We start from the raw sequence: 21033 nt of genomic DNA on the forward strand, positions 1-21033 counted from the left end.
CCGGCTCCTGCGGCATGAGGACGGCGCTCACCGGGGCAACCAGGCACGCAGCACGGCCAGCAGGTTTTCCGTATTGACGGGCTTGGAGAGATAGTCCCAGGCGCCGGCCTCTATGCATTTCTCGCGGTCCCCCTTCATGGCTTTGGCCGTGACCGCGATCATGGGCAAGGTCTTGCCGGCCGGCAGCTTGCGAATCTCCTGCATGGTGACCAGCCCGTCCATCACCGGCATCATGATGTCCATCAGTACCACGCTGAGCTGCGGATCGGAGGCAACTTTGGCGATGGCATCGTGGCCGTTGTCAGCCCAGACGATGTCCATGCCCTGCCCCTCCAGCACAGTGGCCAGAGCGAAGATATTGCGCATGTCATCGTCGACGATCAGCACCCTTTTCCCCGCGAGTGACTTGTTGGCATCGTGGAAGTTTCTCAAGGTGCTGCGCTGCCTGTCCGTCATGCGCGCCTCGCTTACATGCAGGGCATGCAGGGCCAGGTCTATCACCCGGGGGACGGACCTGGCTTCGCGGAAAAAGTAGCCGTCGTGTGACTGCCAGGCGGGCTGAAGCTGTGCATCGATCATGCCTTCACGCCAGACCACCACCTGCAGCGGCCCAAGCACCAAGGCTGCGGGCGAGGCATTTCGCAAGCGGTCGAACCCGTTCGCCAGTGACGCCTCATCAATCACGGCGCATTCGAAGCGGGCGAAGTCCTCGGGTTTGACGTCCGCCAGTGACGGCACCGCAAGGCACTGAACATGGCTGCCGCCCAGCAGGCTGGTGACCTCGGCACGCAACGCTTCGTCCTTCAGGGCAACAACCACGTGCCGCACCGGGCGCGACACATAACGGTGCAGCTGATCCAGCATTTCGTCGAGAACTTCCCTGGCGGGGATCGGTTTCTCAATGAATGCCATGGCGCCGGATCGATAGGCGCGCTCCTTGGAATCGTCGGTGGAGATCACGCAAACCGGAATGTGCCTGACGCTGAAGTCCTGCTTGATGCGCTCGAGCACGCGCCAGCCCTCCATGTCGGGAAGATGCATGTCCAGCGTGATGGCCGAAGGCTTGAACTCGGCGGCAAGCGTGAGGGCGCGGGCCCCCAGCGACGTCACCAGGCCCTTGAACCCCTTGGCCCTTGCGGCATCAAGCAAAAAGCTGGCAAAGGCCAGGTCGTTCTCCACAATCAGGAGCACAAAGTCGCCCGGCTGGATGGTGTGCCGGTCATCCGCAGCCTCATTGGCCGCAGAGTGCGTGTCCAGAGACAGAACGGAATCATCGAAGGCGACTTCCATCTTCTCGAAACCCAGGCGGCTGATCGGCGCGGCCGGCTCGAAGCGCTGCTCGGCGCTGCTGCCCTGCTTGCGCGCGGCGCGCGTGGAAGCGTAGACCAGCGGCAGGTAGAGCACAAAGCTGCTGCCTTCTCCCGGCGCGCTGGACAGGCGTATTTCGCCGCCCAGCAGGCGCGAGAGTTCGCGACTGATGGCCAAACCCAGACCGGTGCCGCCGTACTTGCGGCTGGTACTGCCGTCAGCCTGCTGGAAGGCTTCAAAGATGATCTGCTGCTTGTCGGCGGAAATACCGATACCTGTGTCAGTAACGGAAAACGCCAGCACCTGCTGCGCGCGGTTGAGTTCCTCATTGTCCGGACTCCAGCCGGTAAAGGCTTCTTCTATCGCCAGGGCCACATGACCCTGGTGCGTGAATTTGAAGGCGTTCGACAACAGGTTTTTGAGAATTTGCTGCAGGCGCTTGACGTCGGTCACCATGGAAACCGGCAACTGCAGCCCGGTAGTGATCAGGAAATCCACATTCTTGGCTTCGGCCACATGGCGGAAAGTGCGCTCGACGTACATCTGCAGATCGGACAGCCGCAGCTCGTTCACGTCCACCACCACCGTGCCCGACTCGATCTTGGACAAATCCAGGATGTCGTTGATCAGCATCAACAGGTCGTTGCCGGAGGAATGAATGGTCTTGGAAAACTCCACCTGCTTGTTGGTCAGGTTGCCTTCCGAGTTCTTGCACAGCTGATCGGACAGGATCAGCAGGCTGTTCAGCGGTGTGCGCAGCTCATGCGACATATTGGCCAGAAACTCCGACTTGTACTTGGACGTGAGCGAAAGCTGCTTGGCCTTTTCTTCCAGTGCCTGCCGGGCTTGTTCGACCTCCTGGTTCTTGCGCTCCACCTCGTCGTTCTGCTGGACCAGCAGATGGGCCTTTTCCTGCAGTTCCTCGTTGGTCTGCTGCAGTTCTTCCTGCCGGCTTTGCAGCTCCTGCGCCAGGGACTGCGACTGGGTCAACAAGTCCTCTGTACGCATATTCGCTTCAATCGTGTTGATCACGATGCCGATACTCTCCGTGAGTTGGTCCAGGAAAGCCTGGTGGGTTGGGTTGAATCGCTCGACCGAGGCGAGTTCCACCACACCGCGGACCTGGCCTTCGAAGATGATGGGCAGCACCAGGATGTCCATAGGCGCCACTTCGGTGAGGCCGGACGATATCTTGAGGCCCTGCGGTAGCGAGGACGTCAACAGGATCTTTTGTTTGTCGAAAGCGCACTGGCCTATCAGGCCCTGGCCCAAGTCGATTTCCTTGCCGTAAGCGCCCTGCCCTTCGGAGGCGTAGCTGGCCATGAGACGCAGGCGCGGCCTCTCGTGCGTGTAGCTCAGCACATAAAACTCCGCCTGCTGCGCGCCAACCACCGGTGCCAGCTCCGAGAGAATCAGATGCCCCACGGCCACCAGGTCTTTCTGGCCCTGCAGCATCCGGCTGAATTTGGCGAGATTGGTTTTGAGCCAGTCCTGCTCTGTGTTGACCTGGGTCGTGTCCTTGAGGTTGCGGATCATTTCATTGATCGTGTCTTTCAGCGCCGCCACCTCACCGAGTGCCTCGACAGTGATGGACCGCGTCAGGTCACCTTGCGTTACGGCAGTGGCCACCTCGGCAATGGCGCGTACCTGGGTCGTCAGGTTGGCAGCCAGCTGGTTCACGTTCTCCGTCAGGCCTTTCCAGGTGCCGGCGGCTCCGGGCACCTTGGCCTGGCCACCCAGCTTGCCTTCCACGCCGACCTCGCGCGCCACTGTGGTTACCTGATCGGCGAAGGTGGCCAGGGTGTCAGTCATGCCGTTGATGGTATCGGCCAGCGCGGCGATCTCGCCCTTGGCTTCCACGGTCAGCTTGCGCTCCAGGTCGCCGTTGGCCACGGCCGTCACCACGCGCGCAATGCCTCGCACCTGGCTGGTCAGATTGCCAGCCATGAAGTTCACGTTGTCAGTCAAATCCTTCCAGGTACCGGCCACGCCCTGCACGTCGGCCTGCCCGCCCAGTTTGCCTTCGGTGCCCACTTCTCGTGCTACCCGCGTCACTTCAGAGGCAAATGACCGAAGCTGATCCACCATGGTGTTGATGGTGGCCTTGAGTTCGAGGATTTCGCCCTTCACGTCCACCGTGATCTTCTTGGAGAGGTCACCGGCGGCCACGGCCTTGGTCACGTCGGCAATGTTTCGCACCTGTGATGTCAGGTTACCGGCCATGAAGTTCACGTTGTCGGTCAGATCCTTCCAGGTACCGGCCACTCCCTGCACGTCGGCCTGCCCGCCCAGCTTGCCCTCAGTACCCACCTCGCGCGCCACCCGTGTCACTTCAGAGGCAAATGACCGAAGCTGATCCACCATGGTGTTGATGGTGTTCTTGAGCTCCAGAATCTCGCCCTTCACGTCCACCGTGATCTTCTTGGAAAGGTCACCGGCCGCCACGGCGGTCGTCACCTCGGCAATGTTCCGCACCTGTGCCGTCAGGTTGGAGCCCATGGAGTTGACCGAATCGGTCAAATCCTTCCAGGTACCGGCCACTCCCTGCACGTCGGCCTGCCCGCCCAGTTTGCCTTCGGTGCCCACTTCTCGTGCCACCCGCGTCACCTCCGAGGCAAACGATCGCAACTGATCCACCATGGTGTTGATGGTGTTCTTGAGCTCCAGAATCTCGCCCTTCACGTCCACCGTGATCTTCTTGGAAAGGTCACCGGCCGCCACGGCGGTCGTCACCTCGGCAATGTTCCGCACCTGTGCCGTCAGGTTGGAGCCCATGGAGTTGACCGAATCGGTCAAATCCTTCCAGGTGCCGGCCACGCCCTGCACGTCGGCCTGCCCGCCCAGCTTGCCCTCAGTACCCACCTCGCGCGCCACACGCGTCACCTCCGAGGCAAACGATCGCAACTGATCCACCATGGTGTTGATGGTGTTCTTGAGCTCCAGAATCTCGCCCTTCACGTCCACCGTGATCTTTTTGGAGAGGTCGCCCGCCGCCACAGCCTTGGTCACCTCGGCGATGTTGCGCACCTGGCCGGTCAGGTTGGAGCCCATGGAGTTGACCGAGTCGGTCAAATCTTTCCACGTGCCGGCTACACCTTGCACATCGGCCTGGCCGCCCAGTTTGCCTTCGGTGCCCACTTCTCGTGCCACCCGCGTCACTTCAGACGCAAAAGACGAGAGCTGGTCCACCATGGTGTTGATGGTGTTCTTGAGCTCCAGAATCTCGCCCTTCACGTCCACCGTGATCTTCTTCGAAAGATCACCGGCCGCCACAGCCGTCGTCACCTCGGCAATGTTGCGCACCTGGCCGGTCAGGTTGGAGCCCATGGAGTTGACCGAGTCGGTCAAATCTTTCCACGTGCCGGCTACACCTTGCACGTCGGCCTGCCCGCCCAGCTTGCCCTCAGTACCCACCTCGCGCGCCACACGTGTCACTTCAGACGCAAAAGACGAGAGCTGGTCCACCATGGTGTTGATGGTGTTCTTGAGCTCCAGAATTTCGCCCTTCACGTCCACCGTGATCTTCTTGGAGAGGTCACCGGCGGCCACAGCTTTGGTCACGTCGGCGATGTTTCGCACCTGTGATGTCAGGTTACCGGCCATGAAGTTCACGTTGTCGGTCAGATCCTTCCAGGTACCGGCCACGCCCTGCACGTCGGCCTGCCCGCCCAGCTTGCCCTCAGTACCCACCTCGCGCGCCACCCGTGTCACTTCAGAGGCAAATGACCGAAGCTGATCCACCATGGTGTTGATGGTGTTCTTGAGCTCCAGAATCTCGCCCTTCACGTCCACCGTGATCTTCTTGGAGAGGTCACCGGCCGCCACGGCGGTCGTCACCTCGGCAATGTTCCGCACCTGTGCCGTCAGGTTGGAGCCCATGGAGTTGACCGAATCGGTCAAGTCCTTCCAGGTGCCGGCCACGCCCTGCACGTCGGCCTGCCCGCCCAGCTTTCCTTCGGTACCCACCTCGCGCGCCACCCGCGTCACCTCGGCCGAGAAGGTTCCGAGCTGCTCCACCATCTTGTTGATGATCATGGCCGTACGCAGGAACTCACCTTCCAGCGCCTTGCCTTCTGCTTCGAGGGCCATGCTCTTGGACAGATCGCCCTGGGCGACGGCACCAATCACACGCGCCACCTCGCTGGTCGGATGAACCAGATCCGCTATCAGGGAATTGATTGATTCGGCAGAGTCGCGCCAAAAGCCGGAGGCATCGGGCACAAATGCGCGCTCTTTCAGGCGGCCCTCCTTTCCGACCACCCGGCTCAATCGCTCCAGCTCCCGCGCCATCCGGACATTCTCGGAAACCACATCGTTAAATGCATCTGCAACCTTGCCCGGTACACCCGTCCAGTCCTGCGGCAACGACGCATGCACATCGCCCTTCTTAAGGTCGGTCAACGCTGCGAGAATAATTTTTGTCTGATCCGCTGCCGTATCGGCGTCATCAAGCACGGTATTAATCGCGACAGCATTTTCCAGCCAGAAGCCGGATAATTTTTCTTCCGGCAGACGGCGACTCACTCGCGCCGTAGAGCGGGATTTGGCAGCAAGTCCCTTGCAGCGGCTGGTGGTCGCCGCCGTCATAGCCGACAGCTGATTGAATTCAGCGGCGATCTTTCCGTAGACGCCTTCCCACTCCGTCGGCAGTGTGACTGCGAGTTCGCCCCGCCGTAGTGCGCTGAGGGATTTGAGAATGAACTTGAGTTCGGTGTCGCGCTCCACCACGGCCAGCTTGGCTAGTGCCTCCATATCATTCATCCTGTATTGAAGGTAACGTTTTGTAGAAACGGCTGACGAGATTACTCGCGAACATTCAGAATGACAACACAAAGCCCTCACTATTTACCGAAGGGCGCGGCAATCTGCAGCATGCCTGTCACAACCTTTCATCTGTAGGTTTTGGCTTACATACCCCTCCGTTCTAACGCTGTATATTTTGAAGTTACGCCTTGAAAATATCGCAGCAAGATGTATTCAAAAAGCGGCGCGGCCCTGCAGCCAACCCTGCAGTTTTCTGGAGCATTTTCGACGGCACGATCACCATGAATGTTCAATTCCACAGCACATCAATCCAGGAAACGGCATTGGAAAGATGCGTGACGGAGGCGGCGCAATACGCACTCCTGCGGCGGCTCGCTCCCGTGATCCGTCACAATATGGCGGGTACGCTGCAACCGATTGCCATGGTTGCGGCCATGCTGGAAAGGCGACTCCAAAAAACAGACACAGATCCGGAAACGCTGCTGCGAAATGCACGCGACATCGTGGCGCTGTCCAAAGAGGCAGCTGCATCCTGTGTTGATTTGATGGGCTGGCTTGCCCCCCGGGAAAACAAGTCAGTCAAAGCCGGAAAAGGCATTGCGGAGTGTCTGGGCATGGTGGCAACCCAGCTCTCGTTCAAGGGCATTTCCATTGTCGACAACACCAGCCAGGTCGATGTCGAGCTGTCCCAGTCGGCGCTGCGCAATGTGTTAACTGCCGCGATCATTACCCTGACCGACACGGCCACCGGACCCAGGGCACTGCTCATGGAAACTGAATTCACCGATGGTTTCTTTTCCGTTCAGGCTTCATTGAATGAGCCGAATGCGTCCGCGCCTGCGCGGGTGCCTGAGAAGTCGTCGTATCGGCAACTTGAATGGCATGACCTGGAAGCATTGGCGCTGCGGGAAGCCGTGCGTCTGACTCGTACGGAAAATCGGATTGCGCTGCTATTTGAAACATCCCCAACAACGCCGGACAGGCTGGCCGAAGTGGCACAAGCCTGACCAAATCCTTTTGGGCTCCCGCTTCCTCCCTTCCTCCTTCTTTTCGGCGATAAATGTAGGACGATGGAGCATATGACCCAATTGCCTGTTTTCCACTGGCACACTGAGACCATGAGCAGCTTTCAAACCCTCGTGGTCGCCTGTTGCCTGGCATTCGGCACATCCCTGCTGCCGGTTGCCGCGCAAGCGCAGCAAGCTCCAGTTGTTTCGGCGGAACCCCACGCCGCTGCCCTGCTCGAAAAGCACATGGCGTTGGCAGGACAGCTGGCGCAGAACGCCTACCACAGGCCGCTTTTTCTGGAGTCTTCAGAAGGCACCAACACGGTCAGTGGAAGTGCATATGCTGTACTGAATTCCCCTTTCAATACGGTTAGCGCCACGTTCAAAAGTCCCAATCGCTGGTGCGAAATGCTGATGCTCCACATCAACACCAAATACTGCCACGCCAGTTCGGACAGCAGCCCCAGCACTCTGAAAATGAACATCGGCAAAAAAACCGCGCAGCAGCTGGAGGACGCATTCGCGTTGCAATTCAACTATCGGCTGACCGCCAGTTCTTCCGACTATCTGGGTGCCCAACTCAACGCCGACAAAGGTCCGCTGGGAACCAGCAACTACCGAATCGAATTGCAGGCAGTTGCACTACCTGGTGGAAAAACCTTCATCCATTTGGGTTATTCCTATGGCTACGGCATCACCAGCCGCCTGGCCATGCAGGGCTACCTTGCCACCGTGGGCAATGGAAAAGTGGGATTCACCCAAATACGGCAAGACCAGAACATGACACATGTAGGCGGAATGCGCGGCGCGGTAGAGCGCAACACCATGCGTTACTACCTGGCGATCGAAGCCTACCTCGCCGCTGTGGACAAACCAGCCGCGCAGCAACTTGAAGCGCGCATGCTGCATTGGTTTGATGCCACGGAACAGTACGCACGGCAGCTTCATGAGGTAGACAAGAACACTTATCTCACCATGAAAAGGGCTGAGTACCAGCGGCAGCAGGCCGCCCTGTAAGCTATTGCGCTGAGTGCCCGCGCGAGCTGGAGCTGTGTTTAAACCGCCTGCGGTGGCACGTTTGTCGCCGGCTCGCGGATCGGTAGCGTCGGCTCCAGCGGTGGATCATTGACCTCAGGGGGCGTGCCTGGCGCAGGAGGAATAATCACCGGCGGCACCTCGGTGGGAACATGGATGCCAGGGGTGCCGGGACTGGGTTCCGGAACGGGAACATGAAGTCGCATAGGATGCTCCGGGGCCAGGGAGTTATCTGATCCAGCGTGGCAAGTGCGAACCGGCGCGGCGACGCAACTGTGATCGCAGCATGATCATGGCCAAGGCGCCGGCGGCGGCGGCCATCAATGCCGAACGGCACGGGTATTCCGCGACCTGGGTTCGAAAAGAACCCATAAGAGGGGCCCGCTTGTCGCCGGCCCGGACTGCCGGCGGCCGGGTCACCTGGGCGTCGGACGGAAAACCGCCTGTTCCATGGACTTGCTCCGCCAATACTGCCTCTTCGGCGGACGGAAAAATATCTTCCGACAACTTGCGTTGACCTGCACCGGAACGGTAAACAGGGTCCTCTGTGGACTGGCCGGTTAACACTGCAGATTCGTTCATGCCGTCCTCCTTCAGGCTCGCTGGAGCGCGGATTCGTCATTCGCAACCTGGTCCAGTTTTTGGCTTTGAGTCACGCAGTAAGCAAGCAGGCAGTCAATTTCAGTCGATTTGTCAAATACCGCATCGACACCCAACTCCGCACAGCGCCTGCGCATTTCGGGTGTTGCGTAGTTACTGAATACCACTATTTTTTGAAGCGGCCTGCGGGCGCGGCAAGCCTGCAACACCCCGAGACCGCTACCTTTCTTGAGAAAGAGGTCGACGATGGCCAGATCCCATTGCGCGTCGTTGCGCGTCAACCACTCTGCCCCCTGCTCTTCAGAATCAGACGTGCCAACCGCTTCCACCGGAGCGAGTTCTTCCAGCGTACTGATCAGGTTTTCGCGGATGGTCGGGTTGTCCTCTACGACATAGGTTTTCATTTTTGGCAACGTCATCGGCGTATCCCCGTCTGTAACTGGGCATGGATGTCTTTCATGGCTGCAAATTTAAGCGAAGCGTCTTCCGGTTTCTGCCGGAGGGACGAGCATGCCCGTGTAGGAGAAAAGGCCAGCGCGCCGCCAAAGGCGCCTGAAACCTGACGTCCACATGAACACTTTGCACACGCTAAAACGGTAAGCCATGTCTTACGCAAGGAGAAGAAAGGCCTTACAGGGTGCACCGGCATCCGGCTACCGGATATGGATCTGCCGGCCCGTATGGTCTATGCACCAGACAACGACACCGGGACACAACCGGTGGAGCGCAAACCACACGGGGAATCACCATGAAACTGATGGGCGGACTTTTGGCAGGCATGGCAGCAGGATTGCTCACCGCCTGGCGAATTCATGCAAGCCCCCGGGATATCGACCTCGTCCATGCATTTCTCACCGCGCTTGTCTGCGCAGCAAGCCTGTTTTTGTGTTCAATGCTGTTGCCCGATGGCCTTGCCGACGCACTTCAGGAACTCATGGGCTGGTGCCTGGCCGGCACCGTTGCCGCACTGGCACTGCTGGCCTGCGTGAAGGGGCTGGAAGGTTTACTCGATACGTGACGGCCATATTTGCGCCGGCCAAACCGCCGGCCCGCCTGCGACAGAAAGCTCCAGGTGCACTCTCATTTCACCGCCCCCGACGCCCTCTTTTAAGAAGAAAGATTTTTCATGCCGCCATCCAAGCGCAACGCTATCAACCCTGGCCGAAATGCGGAAGGTGCAAAAGACAAAAAGTCGCAGCTTGAGGGGTTCTCCACCGGCCCGGCCGCGGCCCTGACCACCAACCAGGGCCTGCAGATTCCGGACAACCATAACTCGCTGAAGGCGGGCGTGCGCGGCCCTACCCTGCTGGAGGATTTCATCCTTCGCGAAAAAATCACCCATTTCGACCACGAACGCATTCCGGAACGCGCCGTCCATGCACGAGGCTCCGCTGCACATGGGTACTTCAAACCCTACAAGTCGATGGTGCAATACACCAGCGCTGCCTTTCTCCAGGACCCGGACGTGGAAACGCCGGTATTTGTGCGGTTTTCTACCGTGGCCGGCTCCAGGGGCTCGGCGGATACTGTGCGTGACGTGCGCGGGTTTGCCGTGAAGTTTTACACCTCCGAGGGAAATTACGACCTTGTCGGCAACAACATTCCCGTTTTCTTTATCCAGGATGCCATCAAGTTTCCGGACCTGATCCATGCGGTCAAGCCGGAGCCGCACCATGAAATGCCCCAGGCGGCCAGTGCCCACGACACGTTCTGGGATTTTGCTTCGCTGATGCCTGAAACTACACACACGCTGATGTGGGCCATGTCAGACCGCGCCATACCGCGCAGCCTCCGCATGATGGAGGGCTTCGGTGTCCATGCATTCCGTTTTATCAATGCCCGCGGCGATTCGCACTTTGTGAAGTTTCACTGGAAACCCAAGCTCGGCATTCACGGACTGGCATGGGATGAAGCCCAGAAGATTGCCGGCAAAGACGCTGACTTTCACCGGCGCGACCTGTGGGAGGCTATCGAAAGCGGCAATTTTCCCGAATGGGAACTGGGCGTTCAAATCGTGGACGAAGGCAAGGAGGACGAGCTGGGGTTCGACATCCTGGACCCGACCAAACTGATTCCGGAAGAACAGGTGCCCGTGCAGATCATCGGGAAGATGGTGTTGAACCGTAATCCCGACAATTTCTTTGCTGAAACCGAGCAGGTGGCATTCCACCCCGGCCACCTGGTGCCGGGCATCGATTTTTCCAATGACCCTCTGCTGCAGGGCCGCCTTTTTTCCTATACGGACACGCAGCTGTCACGCCTGGGCGGCGCCAATTTCCACGAGATTCCGATCAACCGCGCCGTCTGCCCGATGCACAACTTCCAGCGGGACGGCATGCACCGCCAGGCGATCAGCAAAGGACGGGTAGCGTATGAGCCCAATACGCTGGGCAATGGGACAGAGTTCAGGATCGATGGCGGAGCGCATGGCTTCCAGTCATACCCAGAACAGGTAGAGCCACCCAAAATAAGGCGCCGCAGCCCTTCATTCGACGACCATTTCTCCCAGGCGGCACTGTTCTGGAACAGCCAGAGCGCGGTGGAAAAAGACCATATCGTTGCGGCATTCCGGTTTGAGCTCTCCAAGGTGGAGGTCCCTGAAATACGCCAGCGCATGGTGGACAACCTGGCCCATGTGGACCTGAAACTGGCAACCCGTGTGGCAACCCCGCTGGGCATCAATCCGCCGGATCCCAAGGCTGCATCCGGCCGGCTGGGTTTCCGGGACTACCGCATCACCAGCAAGATCGAGGAAGACCCGGCATTGCGCATGGTGGGCCGCACCGGCGGCAGCGTCAAGACACGCAAAGTGGCCATCCTGGTAGCGGACGGCGTCGAAGCCGCAGCCCTCAAGCGCATCCAGCAAGACCTCCTGGACGCCGGTGCGCTGTGCAAACTCGTCGCGCCGCACCTGGGCACGGTCAGCACCTCGTCCGGCCGGCAGCTTGCGGTGGACCATACTTTCACGAATATGCCCTCCGTGATGTTCGACGCGGTGCTAATCCCCGGGGGAGGCGACAGCATAGGCACCCTGGCCGCCATGGGCGAAGCTGTGCATTTCGTGCTGGAGGCCTACAAGCATTGCAAAACGATTTGCGCCATCAACGACGGCGCCCAGCTGTTAAGCACCCTGGGTTTCAGTCTGGGCAAAGACCCGGAGCTGATTCACGTGCCGACGCCGGGAGTCCTGATAGCCGATGCACGCAAAGTGACTGAGGGGCAGGTTTCCCAAGACTTCATGACAGCCATCGCCCAGCATCGCCACTGGGACCGGCTGAATGTCGACGCCATCCCGGCGTGAGACTTCGAAGCCCGTTCAGGGACTCAGCGTGAGCCGGTGCACGTAGGTTGACGGGTTCATCTGCAACGGCCGGTATTGCACTGCGGCCCAGCGGTCCTTCATGTCGCGATAGCGCCCGGAAAACACCAGGCCGCTTTGCCCCGTCTGGTAAATGAAGCGTGAGTTCTCCAGGTCTGCGAGGTCATACACGGCCCGCAAAGAAGCGGCCTGCCTGTTGGCGAAAGGCGTCGCGTCCCCGGTCGCCCAGTACTGCCCCACGTTGACGGTAAAGGTATCGCCACCGGTGGGAACGCGGACATCAAAGAACTTAGCGAGCCAGGGCACGTTGCCAAATGGCTTGTGGGCAGACAGCGCGAAGTGCGCCCTGCCCCAGCTCCAGGCCTCTACGTCGTTCCCATAGGCTGCCTGGAGGCGATCCAGCGCCCGGTTCAGCGCAGCAGCAGACTGCGCCGCACAACCAGCGGTGCCGCACCATCCGGTGTCGTTACTCTCGAGAATGTCTTCCAGCGTGCTCCTGAAATGGCGCTTGCCGTAAAGGGCCTTGAACGTGGGCTCACCCAGTTTTGCACCGATGGTGCCCCGTGTCAGCTCGTCTACCCAGGCGGCAAACACCAGAGGTTCCGCCTGGTCGGCGCGCATGGTCCCGTCAAATCCCGCCATCTTGCGGCGTACTGCTTCTGCCAACGGATGGGCGGAAGACTGCGACAGCGTTTCCTGCAGGAAAGGCAAGAGCCGCACCGTGGCCGCCGAGTACTGGTCACCCTGTATTTTTTGCATGGACTCCATGGTGTGCCTGGGTGTGGCAGCCAGCAACTGTTCAATGCGGTTGTAGCGGTAAGGCACGGTCCAGTCCTGCCCGATGAAGAAGGGATAAGCAGGTGGCGTAATGCGCTGGTTCGCCGTAGACCACCAGCCCTTGGCCTCAATCGCCGGATTGGCGGCCTCGGGCGTCTGCGCATAAGGCACCCAGCCTGCCCAGTCGTAGCGCGCCTCCCACCCGGGGGACGGCGCGGTCCCGAGGATGTCGTTATCGGGTTTTCGCAGCGGTACCTTGCCGACCGCCTTGAAACCGGTTTGGCCGAAGACATCCGCGGTCACGACGTTTTGCATGGGCGAGTGATAGGCCGAAAATGCCGCAAGCAACTCCTGGGCAGACTGTGCCCGGTTAGCGCGCAGGCCTGCCAGCACGGTCTGGTTGTCGGCATCCAGGGCACTCCAGCGCAACGCGATCACATATTTGCGGATATCAAGCAGGTCGGCGTGCGACTTCTGGACATCGCTGAGAACGGGGCCGTGGCGGCTTTCTCGCACATTGAGCACCACATCGGGTTGACCCTTCACCTTGATCGTCTCGCTACGAACCTTGAAGTCCTCCCAGGCCGTGTCGGCGTTTGCGCCGCCAGCATGGGGTACGCGGTACTGCTGCGCATTGGCAGGATTAATCTGCTCCAGGTACAAATCCTGCACATCCGGGGCGGTGTTGGTGAAGCCCCAGGCCACCTTCCCGGTATGCCCCATCACCACAAAGGGCAAGCCGGGCAATGTCGCGCCGATCACGTCCAGCGCCGGCGCGCTACCGCCGTTCGCTGTCTTGCCTTCGGATGCCTGCAGCCGCGCGAAATACCAGACAGCCGGCGCAGACAGCCCCAGATGCGGGTCGTTGGCGAGCAGCGGCTTGCCGCTGTCGGTGTGGGAGCCCGCCACCACCCAGTTATTGGAGCCTTTGCCCCCTACGTTACCGAGTGCCAAGGCCCAATCGTTGATGTTCGAAGCCAGGGCTGCGACGTCCAGTGGTCGATTTTCAGCCTCAAATAGCCTCCTAGACCTTGACTGACGGGCGCTGGAAGCTATCTTTTTAGTAGCATCCGGGAGGTCGGACCGGTAAACGCCCAAGCCCGCATACAGCTTGGAAAAGTCCACTTTCGAGGCAGGCTGTTCGCCTGGGTAAGGCGGAAACAACTGCTGGAGTTCTGCGGGCTTCAGCAGCCGGGCCGCCGACAGGCGCGCGAACTCGGTGCCCCAGTTGCCGCCGAGGTCCAGCGCCATCATCAGCGACCATGCGACGCTGTCAGTGGGAGACCAGGCTTTGCCGGAAAGGCCTCCAGGTTTGACGCCCACGATATGGAACTCGGGAGACAGCGCCTGCGAAGAGCCTTGATAAAAAGCATTGATGCCGTCGCTGTAGGCCTGCATCGCATCGCGCCCCTCGGCCGGAAGGTTCTGCCATTGGCGCTCGGCGGCCTGCACAACACCCAGGGTGCGCAGCAACTTGTCGGTGTCAAGTGTGGCCGGGCCAAACACCTCGGACAGCTCACCGTGCATAACCCGCCGGTTGAACTCCAGCTGCCAGCCACGCTCCTGTGCATGGACATAACCAAGGGCAAACCAGGCGTCGTGGGGCGACTGGGCCTTGATGTGGGTGACATCCGCGGTGTCACGGGCAACCGATACGGGGCCACGCAAGCCCGCTGCCTGGAGTTCACCGTCGAGTGTCGGGAAGGTCCGGTAAATATAGAAACCCGCCACGGTGGTTGCGATCAGCAGCAACACCAGCAGCGCAGCAGAAATGCGTTTGAACCAGACCATCATGTTCCATCGGGTGATACGGATAGCGCAGCCAGGTGCCCATGGCGATGAGCAGTTGGCATGCCAGGCAGAACCTGGTCGGCCCTGCCGGAAAGACGCTATTTTGTTTGAAGATGGACTTTGCCGTCAGCAAACTTGAAACTGACGGTAGGCACCGTGAAGTCTTCAAAGGGAGCGCCCAGAGCAATCTCACCCTCTTGCAGCAACACACATTCCTGTCGGCGCAATGCCACGACAGCTGCGCTGTCGGAAAATCGCACCCAGGTGCCGTAACTGCTGACATCTTCAAGGTAAAACTTGCCGGCACGCCATTCAATTCTGGCGTGCCTGCGGGAAACGCGCGGATCTTGAACCACAAATTGCGCGTCGTGGTCTCGCCCCAGGAAAATCGGCAGCTCACCCGAGGCGAACTCGGTATTGATGTCCAGCCAGCACAACTCGATCGACGCCAGAGCCAGGGGCTGCGGGGCCGAGTGCGCCGTCAGGCTGGAAGGTACGGTAAATGATTCGGTCATGACTTCTGCCTGCCATTCGATGCGGTGGACCAGGCAGGCTTCGGTGCGGCCACGAATGTCCATGGCGCCAAGATTTCGGGAGCGTACGAGTGTGTCGGCTGGCAGCTTTTCGATGACGGCTTCGGTCGCGAGTATCTGGTCCGGGCCGGACAGATCGCTCAACCGGGAGGCCACATTGACGGCGTCGCCGAAGCAATCGCCGTCCTGCTCGACAATTTCACCCCGTGCCACACCCAGCTGCAGCCGCATCTTGAGGTGCTCGGGCCAGTTCCGGATACGGTCGCGGTGAACCCGCTGCAGCTCGGTTACGGCGTCAACGGCGTCTGCGTTGTCTGGAAACACCACCAGCACACCGTCGCCCAGGTATTTCACAACGTGGCCGCGATAGGCCACGCTGACCTTGCCTATCCACTGCGTCAAACGTGTGATGGCCTGAGTTGCCTTGGCATTGCCCAGCGATTCAAAAACCCCGGTGCTTCCGGTGAGATCGGCAAAAACGACGGTGACTTCTGCCATAGGGTCTATGTAACTGCTTGTAGCTATCTTGCGCAATTAAAACATAAGCATGATTACGACAAGAAGAAATTGCGTGCCAAGACCCGCAACTGTAACTAAATGTTTTAATCTTCCATCCATCGGCAGCGTTGAACCAGGCGGCTCAAGCCACGGCGGCTTTTAGCTGAATGGCCTTGAATTCCAGAAATTCTTCAAAACCATAAACGCCGTTTTCGCGGCCATTACCCGATTGTTTGTAGCCACCAAACGGCGCCTGACCGTTGAAAGGTCCGCCATTGATATCCACCTGTCCCGTGCGCAAGCGGCGCGCCACTTTCATGGCCCGTTCGTCGGTGCCGCCCCACACCGCACCGCCAAGACCGTAAATGGTGCTATTGGCAATCGACACCGCCTCGTCCTCATCGTTGTAGGAAATAACGACCAGGACCGGGCCGAAAATTTCTTCCTGTGCCAGCGTGTCAGTTGCCTTGATCCCCAGGATGGTGGGTTGGACAAAATAGCCCTGCGCAAAATCAGGCGCCTCAGCACCGCCGGCAATCACATCCGCACCTTCTTCAATGCCGGTTCGGATAAAACCGAGGACGCGGTCACGCTGGGCTGCACTGACCAGCGGTCCGAGTTTGCTGGTTTCCACCAGGCTGGGGCCGATACTGAATTTCGCGACAGCTGCCTGTGCGAGCGCCTTGGCTTCCTCGTAGCGCCCGGCCGGCACCAGCATGCGGGTGTGGGCCGAACAGGTCTGGCCGCTGTTGAGCATGCAGGCCGATACAGTGCCTTTGACCGCAGCTTCGAAATTTGCATCTTCCAGGATGACACTGGCCGACTTCCCGCCGAGCTCGAGCGCTACCCGCTTGACCGACTGGCTGGCCAGTTCGCTCACACGTTTGCCTGCCCGGGTAGAGCCGGTAAAGCTCAGCATGTCGACTTCGGGATGCGTTGCCAGCACCTCGCCCACCACGGGGCCTACACCGTTGACCAGGTTGAATACACCGGGCGGCAGGCCGGCCTCATGAATGATTTCAGCCAGGATCATGGCGTTGACCGGGGCGATTTCGCTGGGCTTGAGCACCACGGTGCAACCTGCCGCCATGGCGGGGGCGATCTTGAGTGTGATCTGGCTGAGCGGGAAATTCCAGGGCGTGATGCACCCCACGACACCGATCGGCTCGCGTACCACGAGCGAGTTGCCGACCTGCTTTTCCCATTCGAACTGGCGGGCCACCTTGGCAAAGTTTCCCCAGTGCCATGCGGGCCCTCCTACCTGGACGGCCCGGGCCATCTTCAGGGGCATGCCCACCTCGCGCGCAATGGCCACGGCCAGGTCTTCGATGCGGGCCTTGATGCCGGCGGCCACCTTATCCAGGTAAGCAGCGCGCGTCTCGATGGGCAACGTAGACCATCCGTCAAACGCAGCCCGGGCCGCCAATACCGCAGCTTCTGCTTCCCCGACCGTACCGGACGGCACGGTTGCCATCACCTCTTCGGTACTGGAATCATGGACAGGAAGGGTCTCCGAAGACTGGGCTTTGACCCATTGTCCGTTGATGTAATGCGCGGGATAGGCGGTCATTGTGGTGTTCATGTTGGGTCTGGCTGGGGCTGAAAAGTTGAGCGAATGGTGGAAGGGTGACTTTTGTCTACAGCTGAAACTTAATGTAAGTCTAAAGATTTAAACGCTGTTCAATGCCAGAATCGACTTGACATCTAGTTACTAACTCCTTGATTCATTTGTTGTTTTGCGTTAACCATTTCACACAAAACGTCTTGCAAATGAACCGCCGCAGTCTTAATCTAACAGAACAAACCGTTCCTCGGGAACGTGAACAAATACCCTACGGATGCCCGGTAGAAAGTTGTGAGACACATGCGCTGGTTAAAACCGAATCTGAAAAGCAGTTTCATGGCTTTGCTGGGCACTGGTGAAGTCACTGCTTCCGTTCTGGAAGACCGCACCGAAGAAATCCGCCAATTCATCCTGGATGAGCTTGGCGAGTTTGGTGAAAAGCACTACCCCAAGATCACGCGCCGCGTGCGCTACGCCCAAGACGTTCAAGGCCTGTGGTACACACGCGGCGACATCATGGCGGTGCTTGCTGCCATGCATGGCGAAACAGTTGCCCGCGAAAAAGTCAGCCGTATCAGCGACAAATTCAAGGGCATGCTGCCGCGCGGCCTCAGTTCCCGGTCCAGCCCCCTGACAACCTGACCTTCCAGCTTTCAGTTTTTTCGCTTTTTCCGCCTGTTTTTTCCGTTTTCTTCCTGGCCTCCAAGGCTATTTTTAAACCAGCTTCGTGCTGGTTTTTTTTTGCCCTGAACATCGCCGCCGGCAGTCAAGCTCAGCCAGGGCCAGCGTTTTAACGCCGGTTAGTGCTGGTGGCCCCAGAGCAGGAAGGCATCCCGGTCTTCTACCACCAAGGTGGTTTTGCAGCCCACCGGCAGCAGCACCTTGGTCGGCACGTGGCCGAACGGCAGGCCGGTCAACACGTGTGCCTTCACCTGCCCTTGAAGCCAGGCGATGGCGGTATCCAGCTTGAAGCCCTTGTCATTCGGCGCCAGCTTGTAGTTGGTGAACTGGCCAAAAACAATCGCCTTCTGCTGCGCCAGAATGCCGGCTTGCAACAGCTGCGTGAGCATGCGCTCCACCCGATAAGGGTGTTCGCCGACATCCTCAACAAACAGGATGCCGCCTTTGACGGCCGGCAGATAAGGCGTTCCCACCAGCGCAGACAGGATGGCGAGGTTACCACCCCAGAATACCGCGTCTTTAATGGTGAATCCGGCTCCAGCCTTTGCACCACGAGCGGAAGAAGCTATTAAATTCATAGCAGACTTGGGCAACTGCCAGCCGGTGCCTTCGCCCTGCCCCGTGATCAGGTCGTCAAAGCAGGCTTCCATGATGTCGTCAGGTGCTTCCGCGCCAAAATCATCTAACGAAGGACCTGCCCAGGTCATCGCGCCGGTTTTGGCCAGCAAGGCCATCTGAAAGGCTGTGAAGTCGCTCAGGCCCACAAAACGCGTGCCTCCGGCAGCAGCTTTGGCGACCGCCTTGTAGTTGATCTTCGGCAGGATGCGGGTGAGGCCGTAGCCGCCGCGGGAGATCAGGGCGATGTCGGCCCCACTGGCTGCCGCACGGTGAATAGAGGCAAGCCGGGTTTCGTCGTCGCCGGCAAAACGCTGATGCTGCGCCAGTGCATCGGTATCGATTTCAACTTCATGCCCCTGGGACTCGAGGCGCTTCACGCCACGCTTGAAAGCTGCTTTGTCGCGCACCGCGCTGGAAGGGGAATAGATGTAGATATGTTTTTTCACGGATGCAAGTATCCCATCCCGCGAAGACCTTCGCCCCTTCCCTGCCGCGGATAGCAGCAGGTATAAACGGGTCAACCATGTTCCTTTACCTGCTTGACCTCTTCGGCGTTGCCGTGTTTTCAGTGAGTGGCGCACTGGCGGCAGGACGCCTGCAGCTTGATTTGCTGGGCGTGCTGGTCCTGGCCTCGCTGACGGCCATCGGCGGAGGCACCCTGCGGGACTTGCTGATGAACCGGCACCCGGTGTTCTGGATGGCCGACCCCACCTACCTGCTGGTGATCTGCGCGGCGGCACTGGGCACAGTGCTTTATGTGCAGCTCCTGCCGATTCCTGCGCAGGCCCTGCTGGTGGCCGATGCCTTCGGCCTGGCCCTGTTTGCCCTTTCAGGTGCGCAGCTGGCCGAGGCAGCGCGGCTGTCGCCCATCATCGTGGTGTTGATGGGCACCATGACCGGTGTGGCCGGCGGCGTGATGCGCGACATCTGCAGCAACCAGATCCCCCTGCTGCTGCGCCAGGACATTTATGCCAGCGCGGCGATTGCCGGAATTGTGCTGTACCTGGCTCTGAAGACGCTGGGCCTGAAACCCTCCTGGGCGTTCAGTATCGGGCTGGTGGCCGTGGCAGCGCTGCGGCTGAGCGCTATCTTCCTGGGCTGGCACTTGCCGGTCTTCAAGCTGGCGGGCTGAAAAAACGCGCGGCTTGCTGCGCAATCGGCTCACCGTGCTCTTGCACAAAGTGGCCGGCCCGCGGCAGCATCACGGGCTCGCCGCAACCGCGGATCAGGGCTTGCAGTTCTTTCATAACGGGCGGGCCCAGCACCGGGTCTTGCGCACCCACCACCATCCATGTCCGGCCGGTCCAGTCGTTGTGCCAGAAGGCGCGCGCCTGGCGTGAAATGGCCGCGCCGTCAGCATCAGGAGCATCCGGCACCATGGGCGGGAACGCGCGCAGCGCGGCGCGATGCCCTTTGTCCGGGAACGGCGCGTTGTAGGCGGCGCACTCTGCGGGGCTCATCTGCAGGTTGCCGCGCGCAAAAAGGCGCGCCACATCAAACTCGGGATTTTTGGCGCACATCTCGCGCCAGGCCACAAAGCCTGCAGGCAAGGGGGCATCCCCAGTGCCCAGCAGAGTGTTCATGACCAGCAGGCCCTTGTAGCGATGCCGCGCGGCCATCGGCAGTGTCAGGCCCAGCAGGCCACCCCAGTCCTGCACCACCAGCACGACGTTTTGCAGGTCCAGCTTTTCCACCAGCTCGAGCAATATTTGCCGGTGGGCGCTGAAGCTATGAAAGCTGTCCTTCTTGGGCTTGTCACTTTTGCCAAACCCGACCATGTCCGGGGCAACAACGCGGTGCCCGGCTTGCAGCAGCGGCGGGATCATCTTGCGATAAAGATAGCTCCAGGCCGGGTTGCCGTGCAGGCACAGAAAGGTCAGGCCGCCTCCTTCGCCCTTGTTCCCACTGCCGCCTTCGTCGAGGTAATGCATGCGCAGCCCCTGCAGCGCCGGCAGGTCGCTCACATAACGGGGCTGCCAGGGGTAGCCCGGCAGGGCCTCAAACGCGACGTCGGGCGTGCGCAATGCATCGTCACGCAGCGGATGGGCCAGCCGTGATGCCTCGCGCTGCTCATCCCTGCGCCGGCGAAAAAACTCCTGCAGCAGTGCGCTGCATTCCGCAGCCAGCACCCCGCCCTGCAGGTGGGTCTGGTGGTTCAGCCGGGACTCGGAAAACAGGTCGATGACCGAGCCGGCGGCGCCGGTCTTGGGATCGGTCGCGCCGAACACCACGCGTTTGAGCCGGGCATGCAGCATGGCGCCGCTGCACATGGCGCAAGGTTCCAGCGTCACAAACAGTTCGCAATCGTCCAGCCGATAGTTACCCAGCGCCTGGGCCGCCGCACGCAACGCCACGATCTCGGCATGTGCTGTCGGGTCGTGCCCGTCCACCGGGGCGTTACGGCCCGTGGCAATGATCTCGCCACGCCGCACCACCACTGCGCCCACAGGCACTTCACCCGACCCGGCTGCCTGACGGGCCTGCGCAAGCGCCTGCTGCATGAAGATGATGTCATTCATTTGCTATTATTTTCATAGC

15 protein-coding genes are annotated in these 21033 nt (G+C 60.0%); 6 read left to right on the forward strand and 9 right to left on the reverse strand.

What is annotated here, in order from left to right; genetic code table 11:
• Window positions 1-27 precede the first annotated feature (27 nt).
• A complete protein-coding gene (locus tag AC1DU8_RS10375; RefSeq protein WP_477726704.1) occupies window positions 28-6060 on the reverse strand; it encodes a HAMP domain-containing protein in 6033 nt (2010 codons plus the stop codon).
• A gap of 200 nt (window positions 6061-6260) precedes the next feature.
• On the opposite strand from AC1DU8_RS10375, the gene AC1DU8_RS10380 reads away from it, so the two are divergent.
• Both AC1DU8_RS10380 and AC1DU8_RS10385 read left to right on the forward strand, forming a co-directional pair.
• On the forward strand, window positions 6261-7079 hold the full coding sequence (locus AC1DU8_RS10380; protein WP_457282793.1) for a hypothetical protein: 819 nt from the start codon (window positions 6261-6263) through the stop codon (window positions 7077-7079).
• A gap of 111 nt (window positions 7080-7190) precedes the next feature.
• The gene (locus AC1DU8_RS10385) at window positions 7191-8096 is read left to right on the forward strand and encodes a hypothetical protein (protein WP_457282792.1); all 906 of its coding nucleotides are present in this window, start codon (window positions 7191-7193) and stop codon (window positions 8094-8096) included.
• Between the two features lie 38 nt (window positions 8097-8134).
• Here the strand turns inward: AC1DU8_RS10385 and AC1DU8_RS10390 are convergent, their stop codons facing one another.
• The 3 genes from AC1DU8_RS10390 to AC1DU8_RS10400 are packed head-to-tail and all read right to left on the reverse strand — an operon-like array spanning window position 8135 to window position 9118.
• Window positions 8135-8320 carry a hypothetical protein gene (locus AC1DU8_RS10390; RefSeq protein WP_457282791.1) on the reverse strand — a complete coding sequence of 62 codons (186 nt, stop codon included), beginning with the start codon at window positions 8318-8320 and terminating at the stop codon, window positions 8135-8137.
• Window positions 8321-8342: 22 nt separating this feature from the next.
• Window positions 8343-8696, reverse strand: a complete 354-nt coding sequence (locus AC1DU8_RS10395; RefSeq protein ID WP_457282790.1) for a hypothetical protein — start codon at window positions 8694-8696, stop codon at window positions 8343-8345.
• Window positions 8697-8707: 11 nt separating this feature from the next.
• A complete protein-coding gene (locus tag AC1DU8_RS10400) occupies window positions 8708-9118 on the reverse strand; it encodes a response regulator transcription factor (RefSeq protein WP_457282789.1) in 411 nt (136 codons plus the stop codon).
• Between the two features lie 344 nt (window positions 9119-9462).
• Here AC1DU8_RS10400 and AC1DU8_RS10405 point away from each other — a divergent pair, with 344 nt between their 5' ends.
• Together AC1DU8_RS10405 and katE are read left to right on the forward strand one after the other, a co-directional pair.
• Window positions 9463-9732 carry a hypothetical protein gene (locus AC1DU8_RS10405; RefSeq protein WP_457282788.1) on the forward strand — a complete coding sequence of 90 codons (270 nt, stop codon included), beginning with the start codon at window positions 9463-9465 and terminating at the stop codon, window positions 9730-9732.
• 108 nt (window positions 9733-9840) lie between these two features.
• Window positions 9841-12015 carry a catalase HPII gene (katE, locus tag AC1DU8_RS10410; RefSeq protein ID WP_477726705.1) on the forward strand — a complete coding sequence of 725 codons (2175 nt, stop codon included), beginning with the start codon at window positions 9841-9843 and terminating at the stop codon, window positions 12013-12015.
• Window positions 12016-12030: 15 nt separating this feature from the next.
• Here the strand turns inward: katE and AC1DU8_RS10415 are convergent, their stop codons facing one another.
• The 3 genes from AC1DU8_RS10415 to AC1DU8_RS10425 form a co-directional block, all read right to left on the reverse strand.
• Complete coding sequence (locus AC1DU8_RS10415) at window positions 12031-14601, reverse strand: penicillin acylase family protein (protein WP_477727045.1); 2571 nt, start codon at window positions 14599-14601, stop codon at window positions 12031-12033.
• Between the two features lie 98 nt (window positions 14602-14699).
• Window positions 14700-15632 (reverse strand): FHA domain-containing protein, encoded by a 933-nt coding sequence (locus tag AC1DU8_RS10420; RefSeq protein WP_457282786.1) that lies wholly within the window; start codon window positions 15630-15632, stop codon window positions 14700-14702.
• A gap of 142 nt (window positions 15633-15774) precedes the next feature.
• A complete protein-coding gene (locus tag AC1DU8_RS10425; RefSeq protein ID WP_477726706.1) occupies window positions 15775-17214 on the reverse strand; it encodes an aldehyde dehydrogenase family protein in 1440 nt (479 codons plus the stop codon).
• A gap of 318 nt (window positions 17215-17532) precedes the next feature.
• On the opposite strand from AC1DU8_RS10425, the gene AC1DU8_RS10430 reads away from it, so the two are divergent.
• Window positions 17533-17838 carry a hypothetical protein gene (locus AC1DU8_RS10430; RefSeq protein ID WP_477660535.1) on the forward strand — a complete coding sequence of 102 codons (306 nt, stop codon included), beginning with the start codon at window positions 17533-17535 and terminating at the stop codon, window positions 17836-17838.
• 158 nt (window positions 17839-17996) lie between these two features.
• Here the strand turns inward: AC1DU8_RS10430 and AC1DU8_RS10435 are convergent, their stop codons facing one another.
• Window positions 17997-18941 carry an LD-carboxypeptidase gene (locus AC1DU8_RS10435; RefSeq protein WP_457282783.1) on the reverse strand — a complete coding sequence of 315 codons (945 nt, stop codon included), beginning with the start codon at window positions 18939-18941 and terminating at the stop codon, window positions 17997-17999.
• Between the two features lie 77 nt (window positions 18942-19018).
• Here AC1DU8_RS10435 and AC1DU8_RS10440 point away from each other — a divergent pair, with 77 nt between their 5' ends.
• Complete coding sequence (locus AC1DU8_RS10440; RefSeq protein WP_457282782.1) at window positions 19019-19627, forward strand: trimeric intracellular cation channel family protein; 609 nt, start codon at window positions 19019-19021, stop codon at window positions 19625-19627.
• Here AC1DU8_RS10440 and tadA read toward each other — a convergent pair.
• Window positions 19611-21014, reverse strand: coding sequence for a tRNA adenosine(34) deaminase TadA (tadA, locus tag AC1DU8_RS10445; protein WP_457282781.1), 1404 nt, complete (start codon window positions 21012-21014; stop codon window positions 19611-19613). The genes AC1DU8_RS10440 and tadA overlap by 17 nt on opposite strands.
• Window positions 21015-21033: the final 19 nt, after the last annotated feature.

Source organism: Polaromonas sp. P3_A5 (genome assembly GCF_056403055.1).

Bases quoted from the DNA above. Each gene is read 5' to 3' on its own strand.
- AC1DU8_RS10400 (WP_457282789.1), bottom strand. From the start codon at position 9,118: ATGAAAACCTATGTCGTAGAGGACAACCCGACCATCCGCGAAAACCTG.
- tadA (WP_457282781.1), bottom strand. From the start codon at position 21,014: ATGAATGACATCATCTTCATGCAGCAGGCGCTTGCGCAGGCCCGTCAG.
- AC1DU8_RS10390 (WP_457282791.1), bottom strand. From the start codon at position 8,320: ATGCGACTTCATGTTCCCGTTCCGGAACCCAGTCCCGGCACCCCTGGC.
- AC1DU8_RS10405 (WP_457282788.1), top strand. From the start codon at position 9,463: ATGAAACTGATGGGCGGACTTTTGGCAGGCATGGCAGCAGGATTGCTC.
- AC1DU8_RS10430 (WP_477660535.1), top strand. From the start codon at position 17,533: ATGGCTTTGCTGGGCACTGGTGAAGTCACTGCTTCCGTTCTGGAAGAC.
- AC1DU8_RS10395 (WP_457282790.1), bottom strand. From the start codon at position 8,696: ATGAACGAATCTGCAGTGTTAACCGGCCAGTCCACAGAGGACCCTGTT.
- AC1DU8_RS10425 (WP_477726706.1), bottom strand. From the start codon at position 17,214: ATGAACACCACAATGACCGCCTATCCCGCGCATTACATCAACGGACAA.
- AC1DU8_RS10385 (WP_457282792.1), top strand. From the start codon at position 7,191: ATGAGCAGCTTTCAAACCCTCGTGGTCGCCTGTTGCCTGGCATTCGGC.
- AC1DU8_RS10415 (WP_477727045.1), bottom strand. From the start codon at position 14,601: ATGGTCTGGTTCAAACGCATTTCTGCTGCGCTGCTGGTGTTGCTGCTG.
- AC1DU8_RS10420 (WP_457282786.1), bottom strand. From the start codon at position 15,632: ATGGCAGAAGTCACCGTCGTTTTTGCCGATCTCACCGGAAGCACCGGG.
- katE (WP_477726705.1), top strand. From the start codon at position 9,841: ATGCCGCCATCCAAGCGCAACGCTATCAACCCTGGCCGAAATGCGGAA.
- AC1DU8_RS10440 (WP_457282782.1), top strand. From the start codon at position 19,019: ATGTTCCTTTACCTGCTTGACCTCTTCGGCGTTGCCGTGTTTTCAGTG.
- AC1DU8_RS10375 (WP_477726704.1), bottom strand. From the start codon at position 6,060: ATGGAGGCACTAGCCAAGCTGGCCGTGGTGGAGCGCGACACCGAACTC.